Raw genomic sequence first — 20,033 nt, forward strand, 5'->3', positions numbered from 1 at the left:
AGACAAGGCGTGAAGCAACTGATCCTGGCATTCTTCCTCGGTCTGTCCGCCGCCGCTCACGCCGAGACCATCCATTTCGTCACCGAGGAGTACCCACCCTACAATTTCTCGACCGACAAGGGAGCGAGCGGCGCCTCGGTCGACCAGATCGCCCTGATCATGAAGGCGGTCAAGCTGCCGTACGAGATCGAGGTCCTGCCGTGGGCGCGCGCCTTTGCGCTTGCGGAAAGCAACCCCTTCCATTGCGTTTTCACGACCGGCCACGATGCCGAGCGGGACAGGAAGTTCAAGTGGATCGAACCGCTTCTCGTCGATCACATGATCATGGTGCGCCACAAGGATTCCGCCGTCGAGCTTGATTCCCTCGATGAGGCCAGGCAGTTCATCGTCGGGACGCAGCGCGAGGACTTTTCCGCCAACTATCTGAAGGAGCATGACTTTCAGAGGATCGACTATGCCGCCAGCCTCGACTCGACGCTCAAGAAGCTGATCGCCGGCCGCGTCGACCTGATGATGACCTCGGAAAAGACCTTCGAGACCATGCAGGCCGACGGCAAGCCTATCGAAGCAGCGCTGGTGCTCGAGGGCAAGCAATACGGCATCGCCTGCCACAACGACATGCCCGATGATATTGTCACGCGCATGCAGGTCGAACTCAACCGCCTGATCGCCACGGGAACCCAGGATCGCATCTACGAGCAGTATGGCCTGCGCCCGGACGGAATAAGGCAGGCGGCGAAATAGAGATTGACTTGCTCGGACGACGGGGTTGAGTTGCGGGATACGGGTGAATGCCCCTCCTTGGGTTAAACCCGAGGACTAGCGCAGCATGCACCTTCTCCCCGCGAGCGGGAAGAAGGTGCCGGCAGGCGGATGAGGGGCGGACGTAGAAGGAAGCGCGTCCACGCCTTCTGATTCCGTACCCAAAGCAGGAAGCATTCAGGAGTCGGCCGCATGCTGATCATCGCCGGACTTGGCAATCCAGGGTCCAAATATGCCGGTAACCGCCACAATATCGGCTTCATGGCGGTCGATGCCATCTGGCAGCGCCAGGGCTTTTCCTCCTGGTCGAAGAAGTTCAAAGCGGAAATCGCCGAGGGCGAGATCGCCGGCGAGCGCGTCCTGCTCATCAAGCCGCAGACCTTCATGAACCTTTCCGGCGAAGCGGTCGGTGAAGCAATGCGCTTCTACAAGCTCGCACCGAAGGACATCGTCGTCATCTATGACGAGCTGGATCTCATCGCCGGCAAGGCGCGGATCAAGATCGGCGGCGGCCATGGCGGCCACAACGGCATCAAGTCGATCGACGCGCATTGCGGCAAGGAATATCGCCGCCTCCGCCTCGGGATCGGCCATCCGGGCGTCAAGGACCTGGTTCACGCGCATGTGCTCGGCGATTTCGCCAAGGCCGATCAGGCCTGGCTTTCGTCCCTCCTCGACACCATCGCTGACAATGCCGGCATGCTCGTCAAGGGCGAAGACTCCCAGCTCATGAACAAGATCGCCCTTGCCACCGGCGGCAAGCCCGACGCGGAAGAGCCGCAGGCGCCGAAGAAGCAGGTCGGCCAATCCCATATCCATAAGGCCCGCAACGCCGCCCAGCCGAAAAAGCTGCCGGCAACCGGTCCGATGGCCGACATGCTGAAGAAGATGTTCGGCTCGAAAGGGGATTAGTCCTCCGATCTGGTTCCGCTCGCGGAAAATTGCTCCCGCTCCGAAAGAGGCTTCGCCTCACGAGGGACCCCCCTCGGTATTTGCCGAACGCGCATCCCCGTGAAGATGCGCAGACTGTCAAGAAGCAGGAGCCAGAGATCAGAACGGTGCATCCGTTTTCCTCCGGAAAGTCGAGGGCGTCATGATCACCCCGTCAGCCCGCGATAGGACGTCGGGACCGCCGCAGTTTCGTGGCATCGGGCCAGCCCGTCGAGCCAGCGAGCGAGATCTTCCGGGATTTCCGCATGGCCGCTCTCCATGGCTTCCACCCAGGAGAGCTGGCATTGAAGCGCGGATGTCAGCTCGATTGTCGTCCACCTCAAACTGACTAGGCATTCAGCAAAGCGCTCGGGCGTCATCGGTGCAGATCTTCACAAGGATGAGTGGTGCCCGCCCGAGCAGGCGGCGGGCACCGATAAGCTCACACAAACAGGAAGTCGCTGATCGCCAGCGTCGAGACGTGCGTGCTGCCATTCGCCAGCGTCACGATCAGCTCGGCGTCATAATTGTTGCCGGTGCCGTCGCGGTCGTACCAAAGGCGGCCGTTGTCCGATTCGAACAGGAACTGCGGCCCCGTCCCCGAGGCGGTCGGATTGGCGCCGACCACCAGTCCGGGATTGCCGGTTGCGGCCATGCCGAAGTCCGAGCGGTCGACGACCAGCTTGTCCTGGCCGCGCGTGAAGTCGACGATCTGGTCGCCGGTGCCGAAGCCGTCGCTGTGGAACACGAACTGGTCCTTGCCGGTGCCGCCCTGCAGCAGGTCGCCGGCCGCACCGCCTTCGAGCACGTCGTCACCGGCCCCGCCGAAGAGGAAGTCGTCCGCGCCGCCGCCGAAGAATTTCTCGTTGGCGGACGTGCCGCGAATGTCGTCGTCCTGGCTCGAACCATAGACGACTTCAATGCCGGTCACGGTCAACCCCTTGGCCATGCCGCCGTTGTTGGCGTTGTTGGCGAGGTCGAGCTTCACCGACATGGAGGAGTCGAAGCTGAACTTCAGCGTGTCCGTGCCGGCACCGCCGTCGAAGCTGTCGGTGCCAATCTCATTCGTGCGGATCAGCGTGTCGTTGCCGGCATCGCCGTAAAGCTTGTCGTTTCCGGCGCCATCCTCGAGCCGGTCGTTGCCCGCGCCGCCTCTCAGTGTATCGTTGCCGCCATTGCCCTTGAGCACGTCGTTGAGAGCGCCGGCGGTGACGCTGTCGTTGCCGCTGGTGCCGTAGAATTCCAGGCTTTCGGCGCCGGTGAACTTGGTAGCCGCGTTGACCGTCACCGTGCCGTTCGAGAAGACAAAGCTGACGCCGGTCGCCTGGTTGGCGAGATCGACATAGACGCGGTCGGTGCCTGTCCCCGCATCGGCAAAGTCGCCCTGGTTGATGCGCAGGCTGTCATTGCCCGCACCACCGTAGAGCTTGTCGGCCTGCGTGTCGAACTGCGTGCTGTAGGTCGCCTGCAGCGTGTCGTTGCCGTCACCGCCTTCGAGCCTGTCGGCCCCTGCCCCGCCATAGAGCCGGTCATTGCCGGCGAGCCCCTTGAGCGTGTCGTTGCCGCCCCCGCCATGGAAGAGGTCGCTCAGCGCGCTGCCCGTCAGGCTGTCGGTGCCCGATCCGGTCCAAATCTGCACGGCTTCGACATTCCTGAGCGTCACGTCGCCATTGGTCAGGACCGCGCTCGGCGACAGCACGAAGCTCATGTTGGCGGTGCCCATGGAGCGGTTCACCGCGGCCGTGTCCGTTCCCGTGCCTCCGTCGACGGTGAATTTGCCCGCGGTGAGTCCGCGAAACGCGTTGATCGTCACCGTGTCATTGCCGGTTCCCAGCAGGATCGAATTGGCAGCGGTGCCTGAAGCGATCTCGAGTTCCACCAGGTCGTTGCCGGTCCCGGCATCGATCGTGTTGGCACCACCGTCGTCAATAATCCTGTCGTTGCCGTCTCCACCCTTGAGCGTATCGTTGCCCGCTCCCCCGTCGAGCCAATCGCTGCCTTTTCCGCCCGTCAGCCTGTCATTGCCGTTGGCGCCGTAGAACTTGACGGACAGCGCCGCGCCGGCGGTGAGTGTATCGCTGCCGGAGCCTGCGTGGATCGCATAGTGCTCGGCGTCGGTGACACTGGTGCCGTCATTCAGCGTGCCGGTCACGCCGCTGATCGAAAACGTAAGGTTGGTGGTCGCATCGCGCCGAACGATAGTGACCGTGTCGGTGCCGGCACCGGCCCTGATCGTGTCCTTGCCGCCGTTTCCGACCGTGATCGTATCATTGCCGTCACCGCTGTTGACGATGTCGACGCCATTCCCGGAATCAATAGAGTCGTTGCCCTTGCCGCTGCTGAGCGTATCGTTCCCGTCGTGGGAGCGCATCGTGTCGTTGCCGTCGCCGGTAGTCCAGTTGTCAACGGTAGAGCTACCCATGCCGCTGTCGAACGAATAGGCCTCCATGTTGATGAAGGTCGTGCCATCCGACAGTGTGTTGGAGAGGTTGGATGCCTTGGCGGTGAAGGTGCCGCTCAGGTTCTGGACTTCGAGAATATCGGTGCCCGCGCCGCCGTTGATCGTGTCCCGGCCGTGGCCGATGGTAACGCCGACGCGGTCGTTGCCGTCTCCCCCAGTGATCGTATCGAGACCTAAGCCGCCGTTGAGAAAGTCGTTGCCGCTCCCCCCGTCGAGAGTGTCGTTCCCGCTGTGGATCAGGTTGAAGGCGACATCGCCGTAGAGCGTATCGTCGCCGTCGCCGCCCGACAGCGCGTCGGCCCCGTTGGCGCCGGTGAGGTGGTCGTTCCCGGCCTCGCCGAAGAGCTTGTCGTCGCCGACGCCGCCATCGCCCATGTCATTGCCATAGCCACCCCTGATCGTGTCCGCGCCGATGTCACCAGACAGAATGTCGGAGCCGTTGCCGCCATTGAGCGTATCGTCGCCGTCGGCGCCGTCGAGCATATCGCGACCGATGCCGCCGTTCAGCGTGTCGTTTCCATCGCCGCCGTTGAGGAAGTCATTCCAACGGCCGCCGGTGATCGTGTCAGCGAAATCGGTGCCGACAATCATAAACTGCTCGACGTTGGTGACCTTGATCCCGCCGGCAAGGTTCGATTGCGCAATCGGATCCGGCGCGGCGAAGGTGAGCGCGGTCGTTTGGTCCGTGAAGGACAGCGCTAACGTATCGAACCCCAATCCGCCGTCGACCACGTCCCCGTCGCTATCAGCCGGCTCGAAAGCCATGACCATGTCGTCGCCGGTGCCGGCATTGATCGAATCGGCTCCGGCTCCCCCCTGGATGTTGTCGGAGCCGGAACCGCCGCTGATTGCATCGTTTCCTACGTCACCGTTGATCGTGTCATTTTGGAAGCCGCCGGACAGGATATCGTTACCGGCGAGCCCAAAGATCTGATCCGTACTGAAGCCGCCGGACAGGGTATCGACTGCGTCCGTGCCTAAGATGAAGTCCTGCTGGTCGGTGCCCGGATTCGTTGCCATTGCCTCATTCCCTCCTTGATGGACGCACGATCGCCTTTCCGCCCGACACAGCCAGGCGGCTTCAGGATCGCTACAATTGGTGGACGGCTCGGGCCGACGCGGCCCGCGCATTTCGGCCGATACCCTCGGCAGCAGCCTTGGGTACAACCGGAAACAACTCCAAAACGTCGAACTTATTCGTTCCTGGCTCGGAGTCGTGTTGGGCCTATCGTTTAGAAAGCAGTAGACGTTTTGTGAAATTCAATATTCACATGGGCCGCATCCACGCGGTGAATGGAGCACTTCGGCGGCAGCCGGATGCATGGTAGAGGTGTTCCTTCGGGCACAAGGCATGCGGCGCAGGATGCGATACATGCGCACGGAAGGCTCGGGAAGATTAACCATGGGGTGGGCGGATTAGTGAACCTGAATGCATTCGACCTCAATCTCCTGCGGGTTTTCGATGCGCTCATCCGCGAGCGCAGCGTGACCCGCGCCGGCGACCAGATCGGCCTTAGCCAGCCCGCGGTGAGTTCTGCGCTCAGGAGGCTGCGCGACCTCTTGGACGACCAGCTCTTCATTCGCCGCGGCAACGACATGATCCCGACGCCCCGGGCGCTGGAGCTCGGCTCGCCCGTCCGCGACGCGCTCGGCAAGATCGAACTCGCCCTGCACAAGCGCCGGCATTTCGATCCCGCCACCATCCAGAGGCGGTTTACGCTTCTCGGCTCGGACATATTTTCCGTGATGGCGATGTCCGCCCTCTCCCGCTGCTGCGCGGAGGAAGCGCCCGGAATTTCGCTTCATCTCGTGGACAGCGCTTTGGGAAATGCCGAGCGGCTGCTGCAGGAAGATGCGGTCGACATCGCCCTCGAAACCGAGCTCAATGTCCCTGATTGGGTGTCCAGCATGCCGCTGCTGGCGGCACCCTACGTCGTCGTGGCCTCGGCCAGGCATCCGGGAATCACCGCGGCCGGTGTCGCTGCACGCGAGGCCATTCCGCTCGACCTCTTCTGCCGGCTCCATCACGTGGCGAGGTCGTCCGCGGGCGTGGTGAACTGCGTCGTGGACGCCGAACTCGCCAAGGTCGGCCGCAAGCGGCATGTGGCGCTGACAATGCCCCACACATTGGGAGTCGCCGTCGCGACCGCCAATTCCCTGCATCTGGCCACGGTCCCACGCCAATTCGCGGAACTGATGGCGAGTCATCTCGGATTGAAAATCTACGAGGCGCCCGTGCCGCTTCCCGCGACGAATATCAACGTGTTCTGGCACTCCCGTCATGATGGCGACCCTGCACATCAATGGCTGCGCCGGCAAATCGTCCGGGTCAGGGACGAATTCGATGCGAAGATGCGCACGCGCGCGAACCCCGAACTGTCGATAGGATGCCCGTTCGATAACAATGAGCCGGTCAAAGCGACCCGGCTCGACAACGGCATAGCCGCCCGCCCCGCGTCCGACAAAGGCCCTGCAGCGCCGCACGCCTCGCACGCCCCTCAAAAAATCGCCGCAGACCTTTGAATTTGCTACCGTAATCTCGCCCGGAGCTCGACCCGATCCAGGAGCTCCCCGGGGCTCACTCTTCCGGCTCCGTGGTGAACATCAGGGGGAAGCCGGCTTCCTTGCCGAGGTCGGTCGCTTCCTTGGCCTTGGTCTCGGCGATATCCCGGGCGCAGACCACGACGACCGACGTGCCGAGCTTATGGGCGGTCATCATCACCCGATAGCCGGCCTCCTCGCTCATGCGAAAAATCGCCTTCAACACCATCACCACGAAGTCGCGCGGCGTGTAGTCGTCGTTGACGAGGATGACCTTGTAGAGCCTCGGCCGCTCGAGCTTGGGCTTCACCCTCGTTTTTCGTTTGGGGGCGACTTCATTGTCACTCATCGGAAAACTCACCCGTTGATGACATGCGGTGGGGTCGGACGCAGTATTGCGCGCACGGCACCGGCATTCAAGCCGAAGCCGGCCGATCCCATCCGAAGCCTCGCGAAGAGCTTGACCGCTCCTCTCCTTTATCCCATAGCCACGGCCAAGAAATTCGAGAACGACAGGTTTTAGCCATGGGCTTCAAATGCGGTATCGTCGGGCTGCCGAATGTCGGCAAGTCCACACTCTTCAACGCGCTGACCAAGACGGCGGCGGCGCAGGCGGCGAACTATCCATTCTGCACGATCGAGCCGAACACCGGCGAGGTCGCGGTGCCGGACGCGCGGATGCGCAAGCTTGCCGACATCGCCAAGTCGAAGGAAATCATTCCGACCCGCATCTCCTTCGTCGACATCGCCGGCCTGGTGCGCGGCGCGTCCAAGGGCGAAGGTCTCGGCAACCAGTTCCTCGCCAACATTCGCGAAGTCGATGCGGTGGTGCATGTGCTGCGCTGTTTCGAGGACGACGACATCACCCATGTCGAAGGCCGCATCCATCCGGTCGAGGACGCCGAGACGATCGAGACCGAGCTGATGCTCGCCGACCTCGAGAGCCTCGAGCGGCGCACGGAGCAGACCCGCAAGCGGGCGGTGGGCAAGGACAAGGAGTCGATGGCGCAGCTTCCGATCATGGATGCCTCGCTGAAACTTCTTCAGGAAGGCAAGCCGGTCCGCACCCTGCTGCCGAAGATCGATGCGGAGGAGCTGCGCGTCCTGCAGGGTCTCAACCTTCTGACCGCCCATCCGGTTCTCTATGTCTGCAACGTCGCCGAAGCCGATGCGGCAGAGGGCAACGAACACACCCGCGCCGTCGCCGAAATGGCCAAGGCCCAGGGGGCCGAAAGTGTCGTCATCTCGGCAGCGATCGAATCCGAGGTCGCCCAATTGCCCGACGATGAGGCCAAGGAATTCCTTGCAGCCTTGGGCCTGGAAGAAGCCGGCCTCGACCGGCTGATCCGCGCCGGCTACAAGCTGCTCGACCTCATCACCTATTTCACGGTCGGGCCGAAGGAGACCCGCGCCTGGACGATCCCGCGCGGCACCAAGGCGCCGCAGGCGGCCGGCGTCATCCACTCGGACTTCGAGCGCGGCTTCATCCGCGCCAACACCATCGCGTATGACGACTTCACTGCGCTGGGCGGGGAAACGGGTGCCAAGGAAGCCGGCAAGGCGCGCGACGAAGGCAAGGAGTACGTCGTCCAGGACGGCGACGTGATCCACTTCCGCTTCAACACGTAATCGTTCCGGCTGCCATGGAGGGCGGCATGCTCTATTTCGAGGATTTCACGCCGGGGCGACGCTTCGTCTATCGGCCGTTCGAAATGCAGGCTGCAGACATGATCGCCTTTGCCGGCGAGTTCGACCCGCAGCCGGTGCATCTCGACGAGGAAGCCGGCAGGCGCAGCATCCTAGGCGGCCTCTCGGCCTCCGGATGGCACACCAGCGCCATCGGCATGCGGATGATGATCGACGCCTTCCTCGGCAATTCGTCGTCGCAGGGTTCGCCCGGCATCGACTTCATGGACTGGAAGAAACCGGTGCTGGCTGGAGACGTGATCTCCGGCTTCAGCCTGGTTCTGGAGGCGCGACCGTCCAGATCGAAGCCCCAGATCGGTCTCGTCAAGTTCCGCAACGAAATCAGCAATCAGAGCGGCGAACCGGTTGCGGTCTCCGAATGTTCGGTCATGTTTCGACGCCGCGAGGGTGGGCGACCATGATGACTCTCGAAGAGCTTTATGCGGCCGGCCGCAAGACCGTGATCGGCAGCCTGACATTTACGGCGGACGATATCATCCGCTTTGCCCGCGATTTCGATCCGCAGCCCTTCCATCTCGACGAGGAGGAAGCAAGACGCTCGCTCTTCGGCGGTCTTTGCGCCTCCGGCTGGCACACCAGCGCCGGCTGGATGAAGTGCTTCGTCCGCTTCTGGACAGACGAGGTCCGGCGCCTCGCGGCAGAGGGGCTGCATGCGCCGAGGCTCGGGCCGGCTACCGGCTTCCGGGAGCTCAAATGGCTGAAGCCGGTCTATGCCGGCGATACCGTGGCCTATGCCGTCACGCTGCTTAGCTCTCGCACCCTCGCCTCCCGCCCCGGCTGGCGGATCAACGCGATTCTCTGCGAGGGGGAGAACCAGCACGGCGAGCCGGTGATCCGCTTCGAAAGCAAGGTCATCGAATTCACTTGAGAGAGCGAGCGGCGAGCGCTCGCTCTCGTCTTCCCTAATGCCCTTCGAACTCGATCAGCGTGCGAACCTTGACGCCGAGCGCTTCGAGCTTCTTGCGCCCGCCGAGTTCCGGCAGGTCGATGATGAAGCAGGCGGCGACGATGTCGGCGCCCATCTGCTGCAGGAGCTTGGTGGCGCCCTCGGCGGTTCCGCCGGTGGCGATCAGATCGTCCACCAGGATGACCTTTTCGCCGGGCTGGATCGCATCCTTGTGCATCTCCATCTCGTCAACACCGTATTCGAGGCTATAGGCGATCCTCACTGTTTCGTGCGGCAGCTTGCCCTTTTTGCGGATCGGCACGAAGCCGGCCGACAGCTGATGCGCGATCGCGCCGCCCAGGATGAAGCCGCGCGCTTCGATGCCGGCGATCTTGTCGACCTTGGTTCCGGCATAGGGATGGACGAGTTCATCGATCGCCCGGCGGAACGTCTTCGGATTGCCGAGCAGCGTCGTGATATCGCGAAACACGATGCCGGGCTTCGGATAATCCGGAATGCTACGGATGGCGGCAGTCAGTTCCGATTGGACAGCGATCATGATGTGGAAACGGCCTTTGGAAGTCTTGAGGATGGCAAAGCCATAGCACCATCGAGCCGCTAGTTCCCAGGGATTTCTTTGCGCAACGGCCGGCCGGAACAATTTGTCCGGACCTCGGGTTGATGTTACGCTTACCCTCGGCAGGTCCCGGCCGCGGCTCTGTTCGCTTGCAATACGACAGAGCGGGATGAGAAAGTGGCGGCGGTCTTTCGCCGGTATCCCGCACCGACTTCTTGGATGAAATCATGCAGCTTTGGCTTGATGCGAAAGCATGCTGGTCCAGAGAAAGGAGAACACCATGCGCCTATTCGAATGCGGTTCTCTCGTTCCGGGTTGCCCCTGGCATACCCGTGCCGACAACGATGCGGAAATCGTCCGCCGGGTCGTCGAACACATGCGCGACACCCATGGGGAGACGGTCATCCGCGAAAACATGGTCGACAACATCAAGGCGCGCATCGTCGACGAGACCCAGGCCGCCTGACTGCGGCGCCGTCGTTCAGTCCGGACGCAGCCGGGATTCGAGCCGGGCGACCAGCGTCGCCCGGTCGATACTGAAGTTGCGGTCGATCCAGAAATTCTCGAGTTCCGTCAGCAGTTCCCCGACCTTGGGTCCGGCGGGTACGCCCGCCTTCAGGACATCGGCGCCGCTTAAGGGGAAGACGGGACGCTGCCACCTTTCCGCCCGCGACAACAGCCGCTGAAAGGCGGCGGTTTCGGCAAGGTACGCCGGATCGGTTTCCGATTTGCGCCGCGCTGACGCGAGCGAAAGCTTGAGGCGCGCAACAATGCCCTCGGCACCCTTCCGGTAGAGTTCGCGATCGAGTGCTGCGTCGGCGAGCGTGGCGGCAATGGCCGGAGCCTCGGCAAAGCGAACAAGAAAGGCCGCTTCCGCTTTCGACAGGCGCAGCCGCGCCGCCATCCTCTCGAGCCGCTCGGCATCGGGCGGGACGATGGCCGCCAGCCGCAAAAGCGGCTCCGGCACCCAGAAGAAAATTTTCTCGGCCGCGATCAGGCCCGGAATGGCGTCGATCCCCCATTTCTCGGTTTCCGGCAGCACTTCGCCGAGCACGCCTGCCTGGCGCATCCAAAGCAGGGCGCGGCCCGGATCTTCGGCCGCAAGCAGCTTCTTCATCTCGCCCCAGACGCGCTCGGCCGAGAGCGTAGCGAGCTTCGCGCGCGCCTGCGCGCAGGCCCTCAGCCCCTCCGCATCCGGGCGGCCCGAACCGTAATGCGCGAAAAAGCGGAAGTAGCGCAGGATGCGCAGATAGTCCTCCGCGACCCGTTCGGCCGCGCTGCCGATGAAGCGCAACGTCCGGCTCTCGATATCGGGCAGCCCGCCGACATAGTCGAAAATCTCGCCGTTGGCGTCGGCATAGAGGGCATTGATCGTGAAATCGCGGCGTCCCGCATCCGCCTTCCAGTCGGTGCCGAAGGCCACTTCGGCGCGGCGGCCATCGGTCGCCACGTCGCGGCGCAACGTCGTCACCTCATAGGGAATTCCGCCGATCACCAGCGTGACGGTGCCGTGGTCGATGCCCGTCGGCACCACCTTGATGCCGGCACTCTTCGCCCGTTCCACCACATCCTCCGGGCGCCAGGTCGTCGCCAGATCGACGTCACCGGCCGGCAGGCCGAGGAGGCTGTTGCGGACGGCGCCGCCGACGACCCGCACTTCGCCGCCGTCGGCGTTCAACAGCTCGAAGACGCGGCCGAGCGATGGGGCCTGGAACCAGGGTTCGGCGGCGATCGAAGTCATGCATAAAGCCTTTCGTAAAGCATGCGGACAATGCCGGCCGTGATCCCCCAGATGTTCCGTTCGCCATAGGGCATCCGGTAGAAATGTCGTTCCGCGCCCTCCCAGTGGCGGCTCCCGCGCCCATGATTGCGAGGATCCATCAGAAAGGAGAGCGGCACTTCGAAGACGCTTTCGACTTCTTCGGGATTGGGCACGAGCTCGAAACCGGGCTGGACGACGGCCAGCACCGGCGTGATGCGGAAGCCGGACATCGCCATGTAGTGCGGCAGGCGGCCGATCGTCTCGACGAAACGCGGATCGAGGCCGATCTCCTCCTGCGCCTCGCGCAGCGCCGCCACTTCGATCGAATGATCCTCGGGATCGACGGCGCCGCCCGGAAAGGCCACCTGGCCCGAATGCTTGCGCAGATGCGAGGTGCGCTGGGTGAAAATGACACTCGCATCTTCACCGTCATCGACGACAGGAACGAGCACCGCCGCATCCTTCAGATGCAGGGACTCGACATAGGGCACGATGCCGGGGTTGAGGAGGAAGTCGCCGTGATCGCGCCAGGCGGTCTCGATCGGACCGCCTGTCTGCTTGAGCGCGCGGCGACGGAACTCGTCGGCGGAAAACAGCGGATGGTTCATCGCGACAGCGCTTCCAGCTCGGCCGCCGGCATGATCGGGAAGACGGCTGCCGCGGACCGGACGCAGAACATCTCGACGCCGTCGATCAGGGCGGTTTCGCCGAGTTCGACGATGTCGTACATGACCGGCCGCGAAACGAGCGCCTCGAGGCGTCCGCGCACGTGCAGATAGGGCTTCAGTTCGCGGTTATTTCCATGGATGACGAAGCGCAGCGGATGCCCAGGCCCTGCCTCCACCACGTCGCCGACATTGGTGCGGAAGGTGAGCACGGTTTCGCCATCCCTCACCGTCACGCTCATTTCGACGGCGATGAATGGCGCATCGGCGACGCGGATACCGACCTTTTCCACCGGCGTAACGAGGTAGGTCTTGTCGTCCTCATCCTTGCGCAGGACCGTGGAAAACAACCTCACCAGCGGCTGCCGGCCGATCGGCGTGCCCATGTAGAACCACGTTCCATCGCCGCGGACTTCCATGTCGATGTCGCCGCAGAAGGGCGGATTCCAGCGATCGACCGGCGGAAGGCCTTTCGCTTCGCCCCCGGTCTGGCCGGCAGCGCGGGCGATCAGGGCGGCAAGTCCCGCCGCGTCGCCCGTGTGCTGAATCTTGGTTTCTGCCATCGTTCTGTCCCGTTTGGCCCCAATCTTGCCTCGGAAGCGTAGCGCCTCCGCGAGGCGTGCAGCATGTTCGTCATCGGTTACGAGCACCTTGACCGCACTTCGCGCTTGGCGGAGAAGCAATTAGTATGCTTCAGGGCTTCATGAAGCTCACGAGATAGTGCGTTGGCGGCGGCTTGTCAGCCGTCTGCCAGGGTCTAAATTGAAAAAAGGGAACCGGACGCCGGGTGGTGCCGAATCGGTTTCGACACGCACGAGCGGGAGACAGGCGATGAGTGTTATGAAAACCGCGGCCGAATCGGCCGACGAGAAGGCGATCGTCGCTGCCGCGGAGGCGGCTCTCGGGGAAATTGCGCTCATTCGCGCGGAGGTCGGCAAGGTCATCTTCGGCCAGGAGAGCGTCGTCGAGCAGACCCTGCTGGCCGTTCTATCCGGCGGCCATGCTCTGCTCGTCGGCGTGCCGGGCCTTGCCAAGACCAAGCTCGTCGCCACGCTCGGAACCGTTCTGGGGCTCGCCAACAGCCGCATTCAGTTCACGCCGGACCTGATGCCTTCGGATATTCTCGGTTCCGAAGTGATGGACCAGGATCAAGCCGGCCATCGATCCTTCCGCTTCGTTCCCGGACCGATCTTCACCCAGCTTCTGATGGCCGACGAGATCAACCGCGCCTCGCCGCGAACCCAATCGGCGCTGCTGCAGGCCATGCAGGAATACCACATCACCATTGCCGGCGCCCGCAAGGACCTGCCACAGCCCTTCCACGTGCTGGCGACCCAGAACCCGCTCGAACAGGAGGGCACCTATCCGCTGCCCGAGGCGCAGCTCGACCGCTTCCTGATGCAGGTCGATGTCGGCTATCCGGAGCTCGCCGCCGAGCGGCAGATCCTGCTGGAGACGACCGGCGTAACGGAGGCTGAAGCCCGCCCCGTCATCAATGCGGAACGCCTGCAGCAACTCCAAAACCTCATTCGGCAGATGCCGGTCGGCGGGAAGGTCGTCGACGCCATCCTGTCGCTCGTCCGCTCCGCCCGGCCGGGCAACGGTAACGCCGCCACCGACAAGAACGTCGCCTGGGGACCAGGCCCGCGCGCCGGCCAGGCCCTGATGCTCTGCGCCCGCGCTCGCGCTCTCTATGACGGCCGGCTGGCACCTTCGATCGACGATATCCTCGCGCTTGCCGAACCCGTGTTGCAGCATCGCATGGCGCTGACCTTTGCCGCCCGCGCCGAGGGCATGACGGTGCGGGATGTCATCGCTGACCTGGTGAAGCGAGCCAAGGGATAGCGCATGGCCTCGATCGGGCAAACAGTCGCGCGTACACCGTCCGGAGAAGTCCTGTCGCGCGCCCAACAGCGCGCGATGCTCGTTCCCGACTGCCTTGTCGAGGCCCGCCGCATCGCCAATACGGTGATTGCCGGCTGGCATGGCCGGCGCAAGCGCGGCATCGGCGAAAATTTCTGGCAGTTCCGCCCGTATAGCCAGGGAGAAAGCCTGTCGCGCATCGACTGGCGTCGCTCTGCCCGCGACGATCACACCTATGTCCGCGACCGCGAATGGGAAGCGGCACACACGATCTGGCTCTGGGCCGATCTTTCTCCGTCGATGATGTATAAATCGACACTCGGCGCCGTTTCGAAGGAAAGCCGTGCGCTGGTGCTGATGCTGGCGCTCGCCGAAATCCTTGCCCGCTCCGGCGAACGGATCGGCTGCCCCGGGGTCATGGAGCCGGTATCGGCGCGCAATGCCGCCGAGCGCCTGGCGGCGGCGATCATGCTGAGCCCGCTTGGCGGCGGCCTGCCCGAGACCGGCATGATCCGCGGCGCCAGCGATCTGGTGCTGATCGGCGACTTTCTCGATCCGGCAGACAAGGTGATGGAGCGGCTTGGCCCGCTCGCCCGCAGGGGACTTCGCGGCCATGTCGTCGAAATCGCCGACCCGGCCGAAGAGGTGTTCCCCTATGCGGGCCGCACCGAATTCACCGATCCGGAAACCGGCGAGAAGCTGACGGCGGGCCGCGCCGAGATCCTGCGCGAGGATTACCAGCGCGCCTATCGCGCCCGCCGCGACAGCCTCGGCTCCGGCCTGCGCCACCTCGGCTGGACCTTCATTCCGCATCGGACCGATCGACCGGCATCGGAGGCGCTCGTCGCCGTGCACATGTATCTCTCCGGAATGCCCACTCGCGCGACGCACGGGGGGCAGCTATGATCGGTGGCCTCGCCTTCGCCTTTGCCAACCCCGCGATACTGGCAGCCCTTGTGGCCCTGCCGGTGATCTGGTGGCTGCTGCGCATGACGCCGCCGCGGCCTGCGGCGGAAGTCTTCCCGCCGCTGCGCATCCTGGCCTCGGTGATGAAACGCGAGGAGACGCCCTCTAAAAGCCCCTGGTGGCTGACGCTTCTCCGGATGCTGATGGCCGCCGCGGTTATCTTTGCGATTGCGGACCCGGTCTTCAATCCGCGCAGCAACACGCTCGCCTCGTCCGGCCCGCTGGCGCTGCTGATCGACAACAGCTGGGCGACTGCACCCGACTGGGAGCGCAGGGTCGAGGCTGCGTCGGCTTTGATCGACGATGCCGAGGCCAGGGATCTTGCCGTTTCGGTCCTGTTCACCGGAGATCGTCAGCACGATGCGACGCCTGCCTCGGCCGCCGCCGCCCGCACCCGGCTCGCCGCCGCTGCACCGGTGCCGCTGCCCACCGATCGGCGATCGGCGCTGGCGGCACTCGAGACGGCTTTCGATGCCGCCTCGCCCGGGACGATCGCATTCCTCACCGATGGCATCGAATCAGCCGATCAAAAGACCATGACGGCGCTGAAGGAGGTCGGCGCGGCCGAACTTCGGGTGATCGAGGCAGACGGCGGACAGACGGTGGCACCGACGAGCACGAGCAACGAGTCGAGCGGCATGTCGGTGACGGCAACCCGCTTGAAGACGGACGACCGCCGGTCCCTTTCGATCGTCGCTTACGATGCCCGCGGCCGCGCAATCGCCGATGGCACGATCGATTTCTCCCCCGGAGCGGCTGTCGCCAAGGGAACGATCGAAGCCCCGTTCGAACTGCGCAACGATTTCGCCCGCCTCGGCATCGAGGGTGCGGCGACCGCCGGCGCCACCCATTTGCTCGACGACGGCTTCCGCCGGCGTCGCGTCGCGCTGCTGAGCGGCGAGGCGCGCGACCTGTCTCAGCCGCTGCTGTCGCCGCTCTACTATATCAACCGCGCGCTCGCCCCCTATGCGGACCTCATCGAACCGCGCGAGACCGACCTTGCGGTCGCCATCCCCGAGCTCCTGGAACAGCGCCCCTCCGTCCTGATCATGGCCGACATCGGCCGGTTGCCGGAAGAAACCTATCCGCTGCTGGCGAAATGGATCGAGAATGGCGGCATGCTGATCCGCTTCGCCGGCCCGCGCCTCGCCGCTGCACCGGCGGACGATCCGCTCGTTCCGGTGACCCTCCGGCAGGGTGAGCGGGCACTCGGCGGTGCCCTCTCCTGGTCGGAGCCGCAACCGCTCGCCGACTATCCGGCGAACAGCCCTTTCGCGGGCCTGGCGCGGCCGAGCGACATTCTTGTCAAGCGGCAGGTTCTGGCCGAGCCGACGGCGGATCTGGTCGAGCGTACCTGGGCGAACCTCGCCGACGGCACGCCCCTCGTTACGACCGCGGCGCGCGGCACCGGCCGCATCGTCCTTTTCCATGTCAGCGCCGAGGCGACCTGGTCGAACCTGCCGATCTCCGGGCATTTCGTCGAGATGCTTCGCCGCAGCATCCAGCTTTCGCGCAGCGGCGGCGTCGCCGGTGAAAGCAAGGCGGCGCAGGCGCACACGCTGGCGCCTTACCGGCTCCTCAACGCTGACGGCGTGTTGGTCGCGGAAACCGGCAATGCCCGCCCGCTGGAGGTGGAGCCGGGTAAGGTTCCCGCCACTACGCCGGACAATCCGCCGGGTCTCTATGGCTCCGAGGACGGCTTCACGGCATTGAATCTGCTGCCGCGCGACGCTGAACTCAAGCGGATCGACATGACTCTTGCGGGAACCCATACTGTAGAACGGCTGGTGCGTGCAGAGAGCTGGTCGCTGAAGCCGGCCCTGCTGACCCTCGCTTTGTTTCTGCTCATCGCCGACGCTGTTATCGTGCTCTTCATGGGGGGCGCCTTCTCTCGCCTCCGCATGGCACGCGCCGCTTCGGTGCTGGTCGTCGCATTGGCCGCAAGCGCCCTCTTCACGCCGCCACAAGCCCTTGCGGACGACTCGAGACCCGACGATGAGCGTATTCTCGAACGTCTGGACACGACGCATCTCGCCTATGTCGTCACCGGCGAGGACGATGTCGACCGGCTTTCGGAAAGCGGGCTTCGTGGCCTGACCGACTTCCTCACCTACCGCACGACGCTTGAACCCGGCGCGCCTGTCGGTCTCGACATCATGAGGGACGACCTCAGCTTCTATCCGATCATCTACTGGCCGGTCTCGGCCGGCGCCCCGATGCCGAGCCCGCAAGCCGTCAGCCGCATCGACGCCTATATGCGTGCCGGCGGCACCGTCCTGTTCGACACCCGCGACCAGTTCTCCTCGCTCGGCGCCGCCTCAAGCGGCACCAGCCCGAATACGGAACGGCTGCAGGCAATTCTGGCCAATCTGGATATCCCGCCGCTGGAGCCGGTACCCGCCGACCACGTCCTGACGAAGGCCTTCTATCTCCTGACGAATTTCCCCGGCCGCTACACCGGCAGCCCGCTCTGGATCGAGGCGCAGTTCGAAAATCGCGACGAGCCGAGCAACCGACCGGCCCGTTCGGGCGACGGTGTCACGCCGATCATGATCACCGGCAACGATTTCGCCGGTGCCTGGGCGGTGGACGCCAACGGCGCCGCCCTGCTGCCGACCGTTCCGCCGGACGAGATGCAGCGCGAATTTGCCTTCCGCTCCGGCGTCAACATCATGATGTACATGCTGACCGGCAACTACAAAGCCGACCAGGTACACGTCCCCGCCCTGCTCGAGCGGCTTGGACAATGAGGCAGCGATGACGATCGATTTTGCAACGCTGCTTCCCTGGCCATACCTTGCCGCACTGGCGCTCGTTGCGTTGGTTCTGGCGGCGTTCGGCATCTGGCGGGGCGTTCGCGGCGCCTGGCTGAGGGCCGCGGCGCTGGCGGCATTCTGCCTGGCGCTTGCCAATCCGGTACTTTTCCAGGAGGAGCGCGAGCCCCTTTCGACCATCGTTGCGGTCGTCGTCGACCGCAGCCAGAGCCAGGACCATGCCGGCCGGCGGGAACAGACCGACAAGGCGCTTGCCGACCTCAAGGAGCGGCTCGCCCGTTTCCCCCAGATCGAGACACGCGTCGTCGAGGCAAAGGATGGCGAGGAGACCGAGGCACCCTCGACCAAGCTCTTCGGCGCTCTCGCGACGGCCATAGCCGACGTGCCGCCCGCCCGCGTCGGCGGCGCCATCTTCATCACCGACGGCCAAGTCCATGACGTGCCGGACGTCAACCAGAAGCTCGGTTTCGAGGCGCCGATCCACGGATTGATCACCGGCAAACCGGACGAGGTCGACCGACGCATCGAGATCGTCAATGCACCGCGCTTCGGGATTGTCGGCGAGCAACAGAGGCTGACCTTCCGCGTCGTGGACGACGGGGCCGCCAACGGCGGCAGTGCAGAGGTGACCATTCGCCTCAACGGCAACGAGATCGCGACGGAACATGTTGAACCGGGAACGGATGTGCCGTTCAGCTTCACGGTGCCGCGCGGCGGCAACAACATTCTCGAGTTCGCGGTCAACCCGATCCAGGGCGAAGTGACGGAGGTCAACAATCGCGCCGTTCACGTTCTGGATGGCATCCGCGAGAACCTGCGCGTCCTCCTCGTCTCCGGCGAGCCGCATGCCGGCGAGCGCGCCTGGCGCAATCTTCTGAAATCCGATGCCGCCGTCGATCTCGTGCACTTCACCATTCTGCGTCCGCCGGAAAAGCAGGACGGCACGCCGATCAACGAACTCTCGCTCATCGCCTTTCCGACGCGCGAGCTCTTCGTCGACAAGATCAGCGAGTTCGACCTGATCATCTTCGACCGCTACCAGCACCGCGGCGTGCTGCCCATTCTCTACTACGACAACATCGCCCAGTATGTGCAGAACGGCGGCGCGCTGCTGATCGCAGCAGGACCGGAACATGCCGGCGACGATTCGATTGCGGCAACGCCGCTTTCGACTGTCCTGCCGGCGAACCCCACCGGCGTCATGAACGAGAAGGCCTTCTTTCCGCGGCTGTCGGAGGAAGGGAAGAAACACCCGGTGACCCGCGGCCTCGAAGGCGCCTCGAGCGAGCCGCCTGGCTGGGGGCGCTGGTTCCGCACCGTCGACGTCGACAGGCCGCTCGGTCAGACGGTCATGGAGGCGGCCGACGGCAAGCCGCTCCTGGTCCTCAACCGTGTCGGCAAGGGCCGCGTTGCCATGCTGCTGTCCGACCAGGGCTGGCTCTGGGCGCGCGGCTTTGAGGGCGGCGGGCCCCACATCTCGCTCTACCGGCGCACCGCCCATTGGCTGATGCAGGAGCCGGCGCTCGAGGAAGAGGCCCTGACCGCACGCGCCTTGGGACGGACGCTGGAAATCACCCGGCAGACGATCGAAGGCGACCCGGGCCAGGCGACGCTCACCTACCCCTCCGGCCGAACGCAGGAGATTGGGCTCACCGAACGCGAACCGGGGCTTTACAGGGCGGAAGTGAAGACAGGCGAGATCGGGCTCTTCGAGGTCGCCAATGACGAGCTGACCACGCTCGTCCATGTCGGCAATGTCGATGCGCCGGAGTTCAAGGCGGCGATCTCGACGGAGGAGAAACTGGAGCCCTGGGCGGAAAAGACCAGGGGCATCGTCCGCAGGCTCGCGGATGCGGATGGCCCTGTCGATCTTCCCTCCATCCTGCCGGTCCGGGGCGCGGTGCGCGTCGCCGACGACCAGCGCCTGTCGCTGCGCATGACCGATGAGACGGTGCTGAAGGGCGTCAACTCGCTGTCGCTGTTCGCCGGCCTCTTCGGCCTTGCCGCCCTGCTCATGTTGATCTCGGCAATGTGGTACCGCGAGGGGCGGTAAGACGCGGCATTCACAGTGTCGGATGTGCGCCGTTTCGTAGTCTCCTACGGAATTTTGATCGCGCTGGACCTTCGCTTAGGCAGCCC

General features: G+C 64.4%; 18 protein-coding genes. 11 read left to right on the plus strand and 7 right to left on the minus strand.

All coding sequences use genetic code 11. The features are described from left to right. Positions 1-9 precede the first annotated feature (9 nt). Entirely contained in the window at positions 10-744 is a 735-nt protein-coding gene (locus tag NGR_RS22770) for a substrate-binding periplasmic protein (protein ID WP_012708838.1), read from the plus strand. A gap of 210 nt (positions 745-954) precedes the next feature. Then, a complete protein-coding gene (pth, locus tag NGR_RS22775) occupies positions 955-1,674 on the plus strand; it encodes an aminoacyl-tRNA hydrolase (protein WP_012708839.1) in 720 nt (239 codons plus the stop codon). 185 nt (positions 1,675-1,859) lie between these two features. Here pth and NGR_RS22780 read toward each other — a convergent pair whose 3' ends face one another. Continuing rightward, positions 1,860-2,072, minus strand: a complete 213-nt coding sequence (locus NGR_RS22780) for a hypothetical protein (protein WP_012708840.1) — start codon at positions 2,070-2,072, stop codon at positions 1,860-1,862. A 62-nt stretch (positions 2,073-2,134) separates the two neighbouring features. Then, positions 2,135-5,173, minus strand: coding sequence for a beta strand repeat-containing protein (locus NGR_RS22785; protein WP_164924420.1), 3,039 nt, complete (start codon positions 5,171-5,173; stop codon positions 2,135-2,137). Positions 5,174-5,446: 273 nt separating this feature from the next. Between NGR_RS22785 and NGR_RS22790 the strand changes: the two genes are divergently transcribed. Then, a complete protein-coding gene (locus NGR_RS22790) occupies positions 5,447-6,676 on the plus strand; it encodes a LysR family transcriptional regulator (protein ID WP_012708842.1) in 1,230 nt (409 codons plus the stop codon). Between the two features lie 55 nt (positions 6,677-6,731). Here NGR_RS22790 and clpS read toward each other — a convergent pair whose 3' ends face one another. Next, a complete protein-coding gene (clpS, locus tag NGR_RS22795) occupies positions 6,732-7,043 on the minus strand; it encodes an ATP-dependent Clp protease adapter ClpS (RefSeq protein ID WP_012708843.1) in 312 nt (103 codons plus the stop codon). 176 nt (positions 7,044-7,219) lie between these two features. On the opposite strand from clpS, the gene ychF reads away from it, so the two are divergent. From ychF to NGR_RS22810, 3 genes are read left to right on the plus strand one after another with little or no spacing between them, the layout of a single operon-like run. Next, on the plus strand, positions 7,220-8,323 hold the full coding sequence (ychF, locus tag NGR_RS22800; RefSeq protein WP_012708844.1) for a redox-regulated ATPase YchF: 1,104 nt from the start codon (positions 7,220-7,222) through the stop codon (positions 8,321-8,323). Positions 8,324-8,349: 26 nt separating this feature from the next. After that, positions 8,350-8,802 carry a MaoC family dehydratase gene (locus NGR_RS22805; RefSeq protein ID WP_164924421.1) on the plus strand — a complete coding sequence of 151 codons (453 nt, stop codon included), beginning with the start codon at positions 8,350-8,352 and terminating at the stop codon, positions 8,800-8,802. Further along, positions 8,799-9,269 carry a MaoC family dehydratase gene (locus NGR_RS22810; protein ID WP_012708846.1) on the plus strand — a complete coding sequence of 157 codons (471 nt, stop codon included), beginning with the start codon at positions 8,799-8,801 and terminating at the stop codon, positions 9,267-9,269. Before NGR_RS22805 ends, NGR_RS22810 begins: the two co-directional genes overlap by 4 nt. A gap of 34 nt (positions 9,270-9,303) precedes the next feature. On the opposite strand, the gene NGR_RS22815 is transcribed toward NGR_RS22810, so the two are convergent. Further along, positions 9,304-9,846 carry an adenine phosphoribosyltransferase gene (locus tag NGR_RS22815; protein ID WP_164924422.1) on the minus strand — a complete coding sequence of 181 codons (543 nt, stop codon included), beginning with the start codon at positions 9,844-9,846 and terminating at the stop codon, positions 9,304-9,306. 298 nt (positions 9,847-10,144) lie between these two features. Between NGR_RS22815 and NGR_RS22820 the strand changes: the two genes are divergently transcribed. Next, the gene (locus NGR_RS22820; RefSeq protein ID WP_012708848.1) at positions 10,145-10,330 is read left to right on the plus strand and encodes a DUF1059 domain-containing protein; all 186 of its coding nucleotides are present in this window, start codon (positions 10,145-10,147) and stop codon (positions 10,328-10,330) included. A gap of 15 nt (positions 10,331-10,345) precedes the next feature. Here NGR_RS22820 and NGR_RS22825 read toward each other — a convergent pair whose 3' ends face one another. The 3 genes from NGR_RS22825 to NGR_RS22835 are packed head-to-tail and all read right to left on the minus strand — an operon-like array spanning position 10,346 to position 12,854. Further along, positions 10,346-11,605 (minus strand): CCA tRNA nucleotidyltransferase, encoded by a 1,260-nt coding sequence (locus NGR_RS22825; protein WP_012708849.1) that lies wholly within the window; start codon positions 11,603-11,605, stop codon positions 10,346-10,348. Continuing rightward, entirely contained in the window at positions 11,602-12,234 is a 633-nt protein-coding gene (locus NGR_RS22830) for a CoA pyrophosphatase (RefSeq protein WP_012708850.1), read from the minus strand. The genes NGR_RS22825 and NGR_RS22830 overlap by 4 nt, the downstream gene beginning before the upstream one ends. Beyond that, complete coding sequence (locus NGR_RS22835; RefSeq protein WP_012708851.1) at positions 12,231-12,854, minus strand: DUF1285 domain-containing protein; 624 nt, start codon at positions 12,852-12,854, stop codon at positions 12,231-12,233. Before NGR_RS22835 ends, NGR_RS22830 begins: the two co-directional genes overlap by 4 nt. A gap of 268 nt (positions 12,855-13,122) precedes the next feature. On the opposite strand from NGR_RS22835, the gene NGR_RS22840 reads away from it, so the two are divergent. Genes NGR_RS22840 through NGR_RS22855 form a run of 4 tightly spaced genes read left to right on the plus strand, consistent with a single transcriptional unit; the run spans position 13,123 to position 19,947 of the window. Further along, positions 13,123-14,136 carry an AAA family ATPase gene (locus tag NGR_RS22840; protein WP_012708852.1) on the plus strand — a complete coding sequence of 338 codons (1,014 nt, stop codon included), beginning with the start codon at positions 13,123-13,125 and terminating at the stop codon, positions 14,134-14,136. Positions 14,137-14,139: 3 nt separating this feature from the next. Beyond that, a complete protein-coding gene (locus NGR_RS22845; RefSeq protein WP_012708853.1) occupies positions 14,140-15,060 on the plus strand; it encodes a DUF58 domain-containing protein in 921 nt (306 codons plus the stop codon). Continuing rightward, positions 15,057-17,870 carry a DUF4159 domain-containing protein gene (locus NGR_RS22850; protein WP_012708854.1) on the plus strand — a complete coding sequence of 938 codons (2,814 nt, stop codon included), beginning with the start codon at positions 15,057-15,059 and terminating at the stop codon, positions 17,868-17,870. Before NGR_RS22845 ends, NGR_RS22850 begins: the two co-directional genes overlap by 4 nt. A 7-nt stretch (positions 17,871-17,877) precedes the next feature. Next, positions 17,878-19,947 (plus strand): membrane protein, encoded by a 2,070-nt coding sequence (locus tag NGR_RS22855; protein WP_012708855.1) that lies wholly within the window; start codon positions 17,878-17,880, stop codon positions 19,945-19,947. Positions 19,948-20,033 lie beyond the last annotated feature (86 nt).

It is taken from the genome of Sinorhizobium fredii NGR234 (genome assembly GCF_000018545.1).
GTDB lineage: Bacteria > Pseudomonadota > Alphaproteobacteria > Rhizobiales > Rhizobiaceae > Sinorhizobium > Sinorhizobium fredii_A.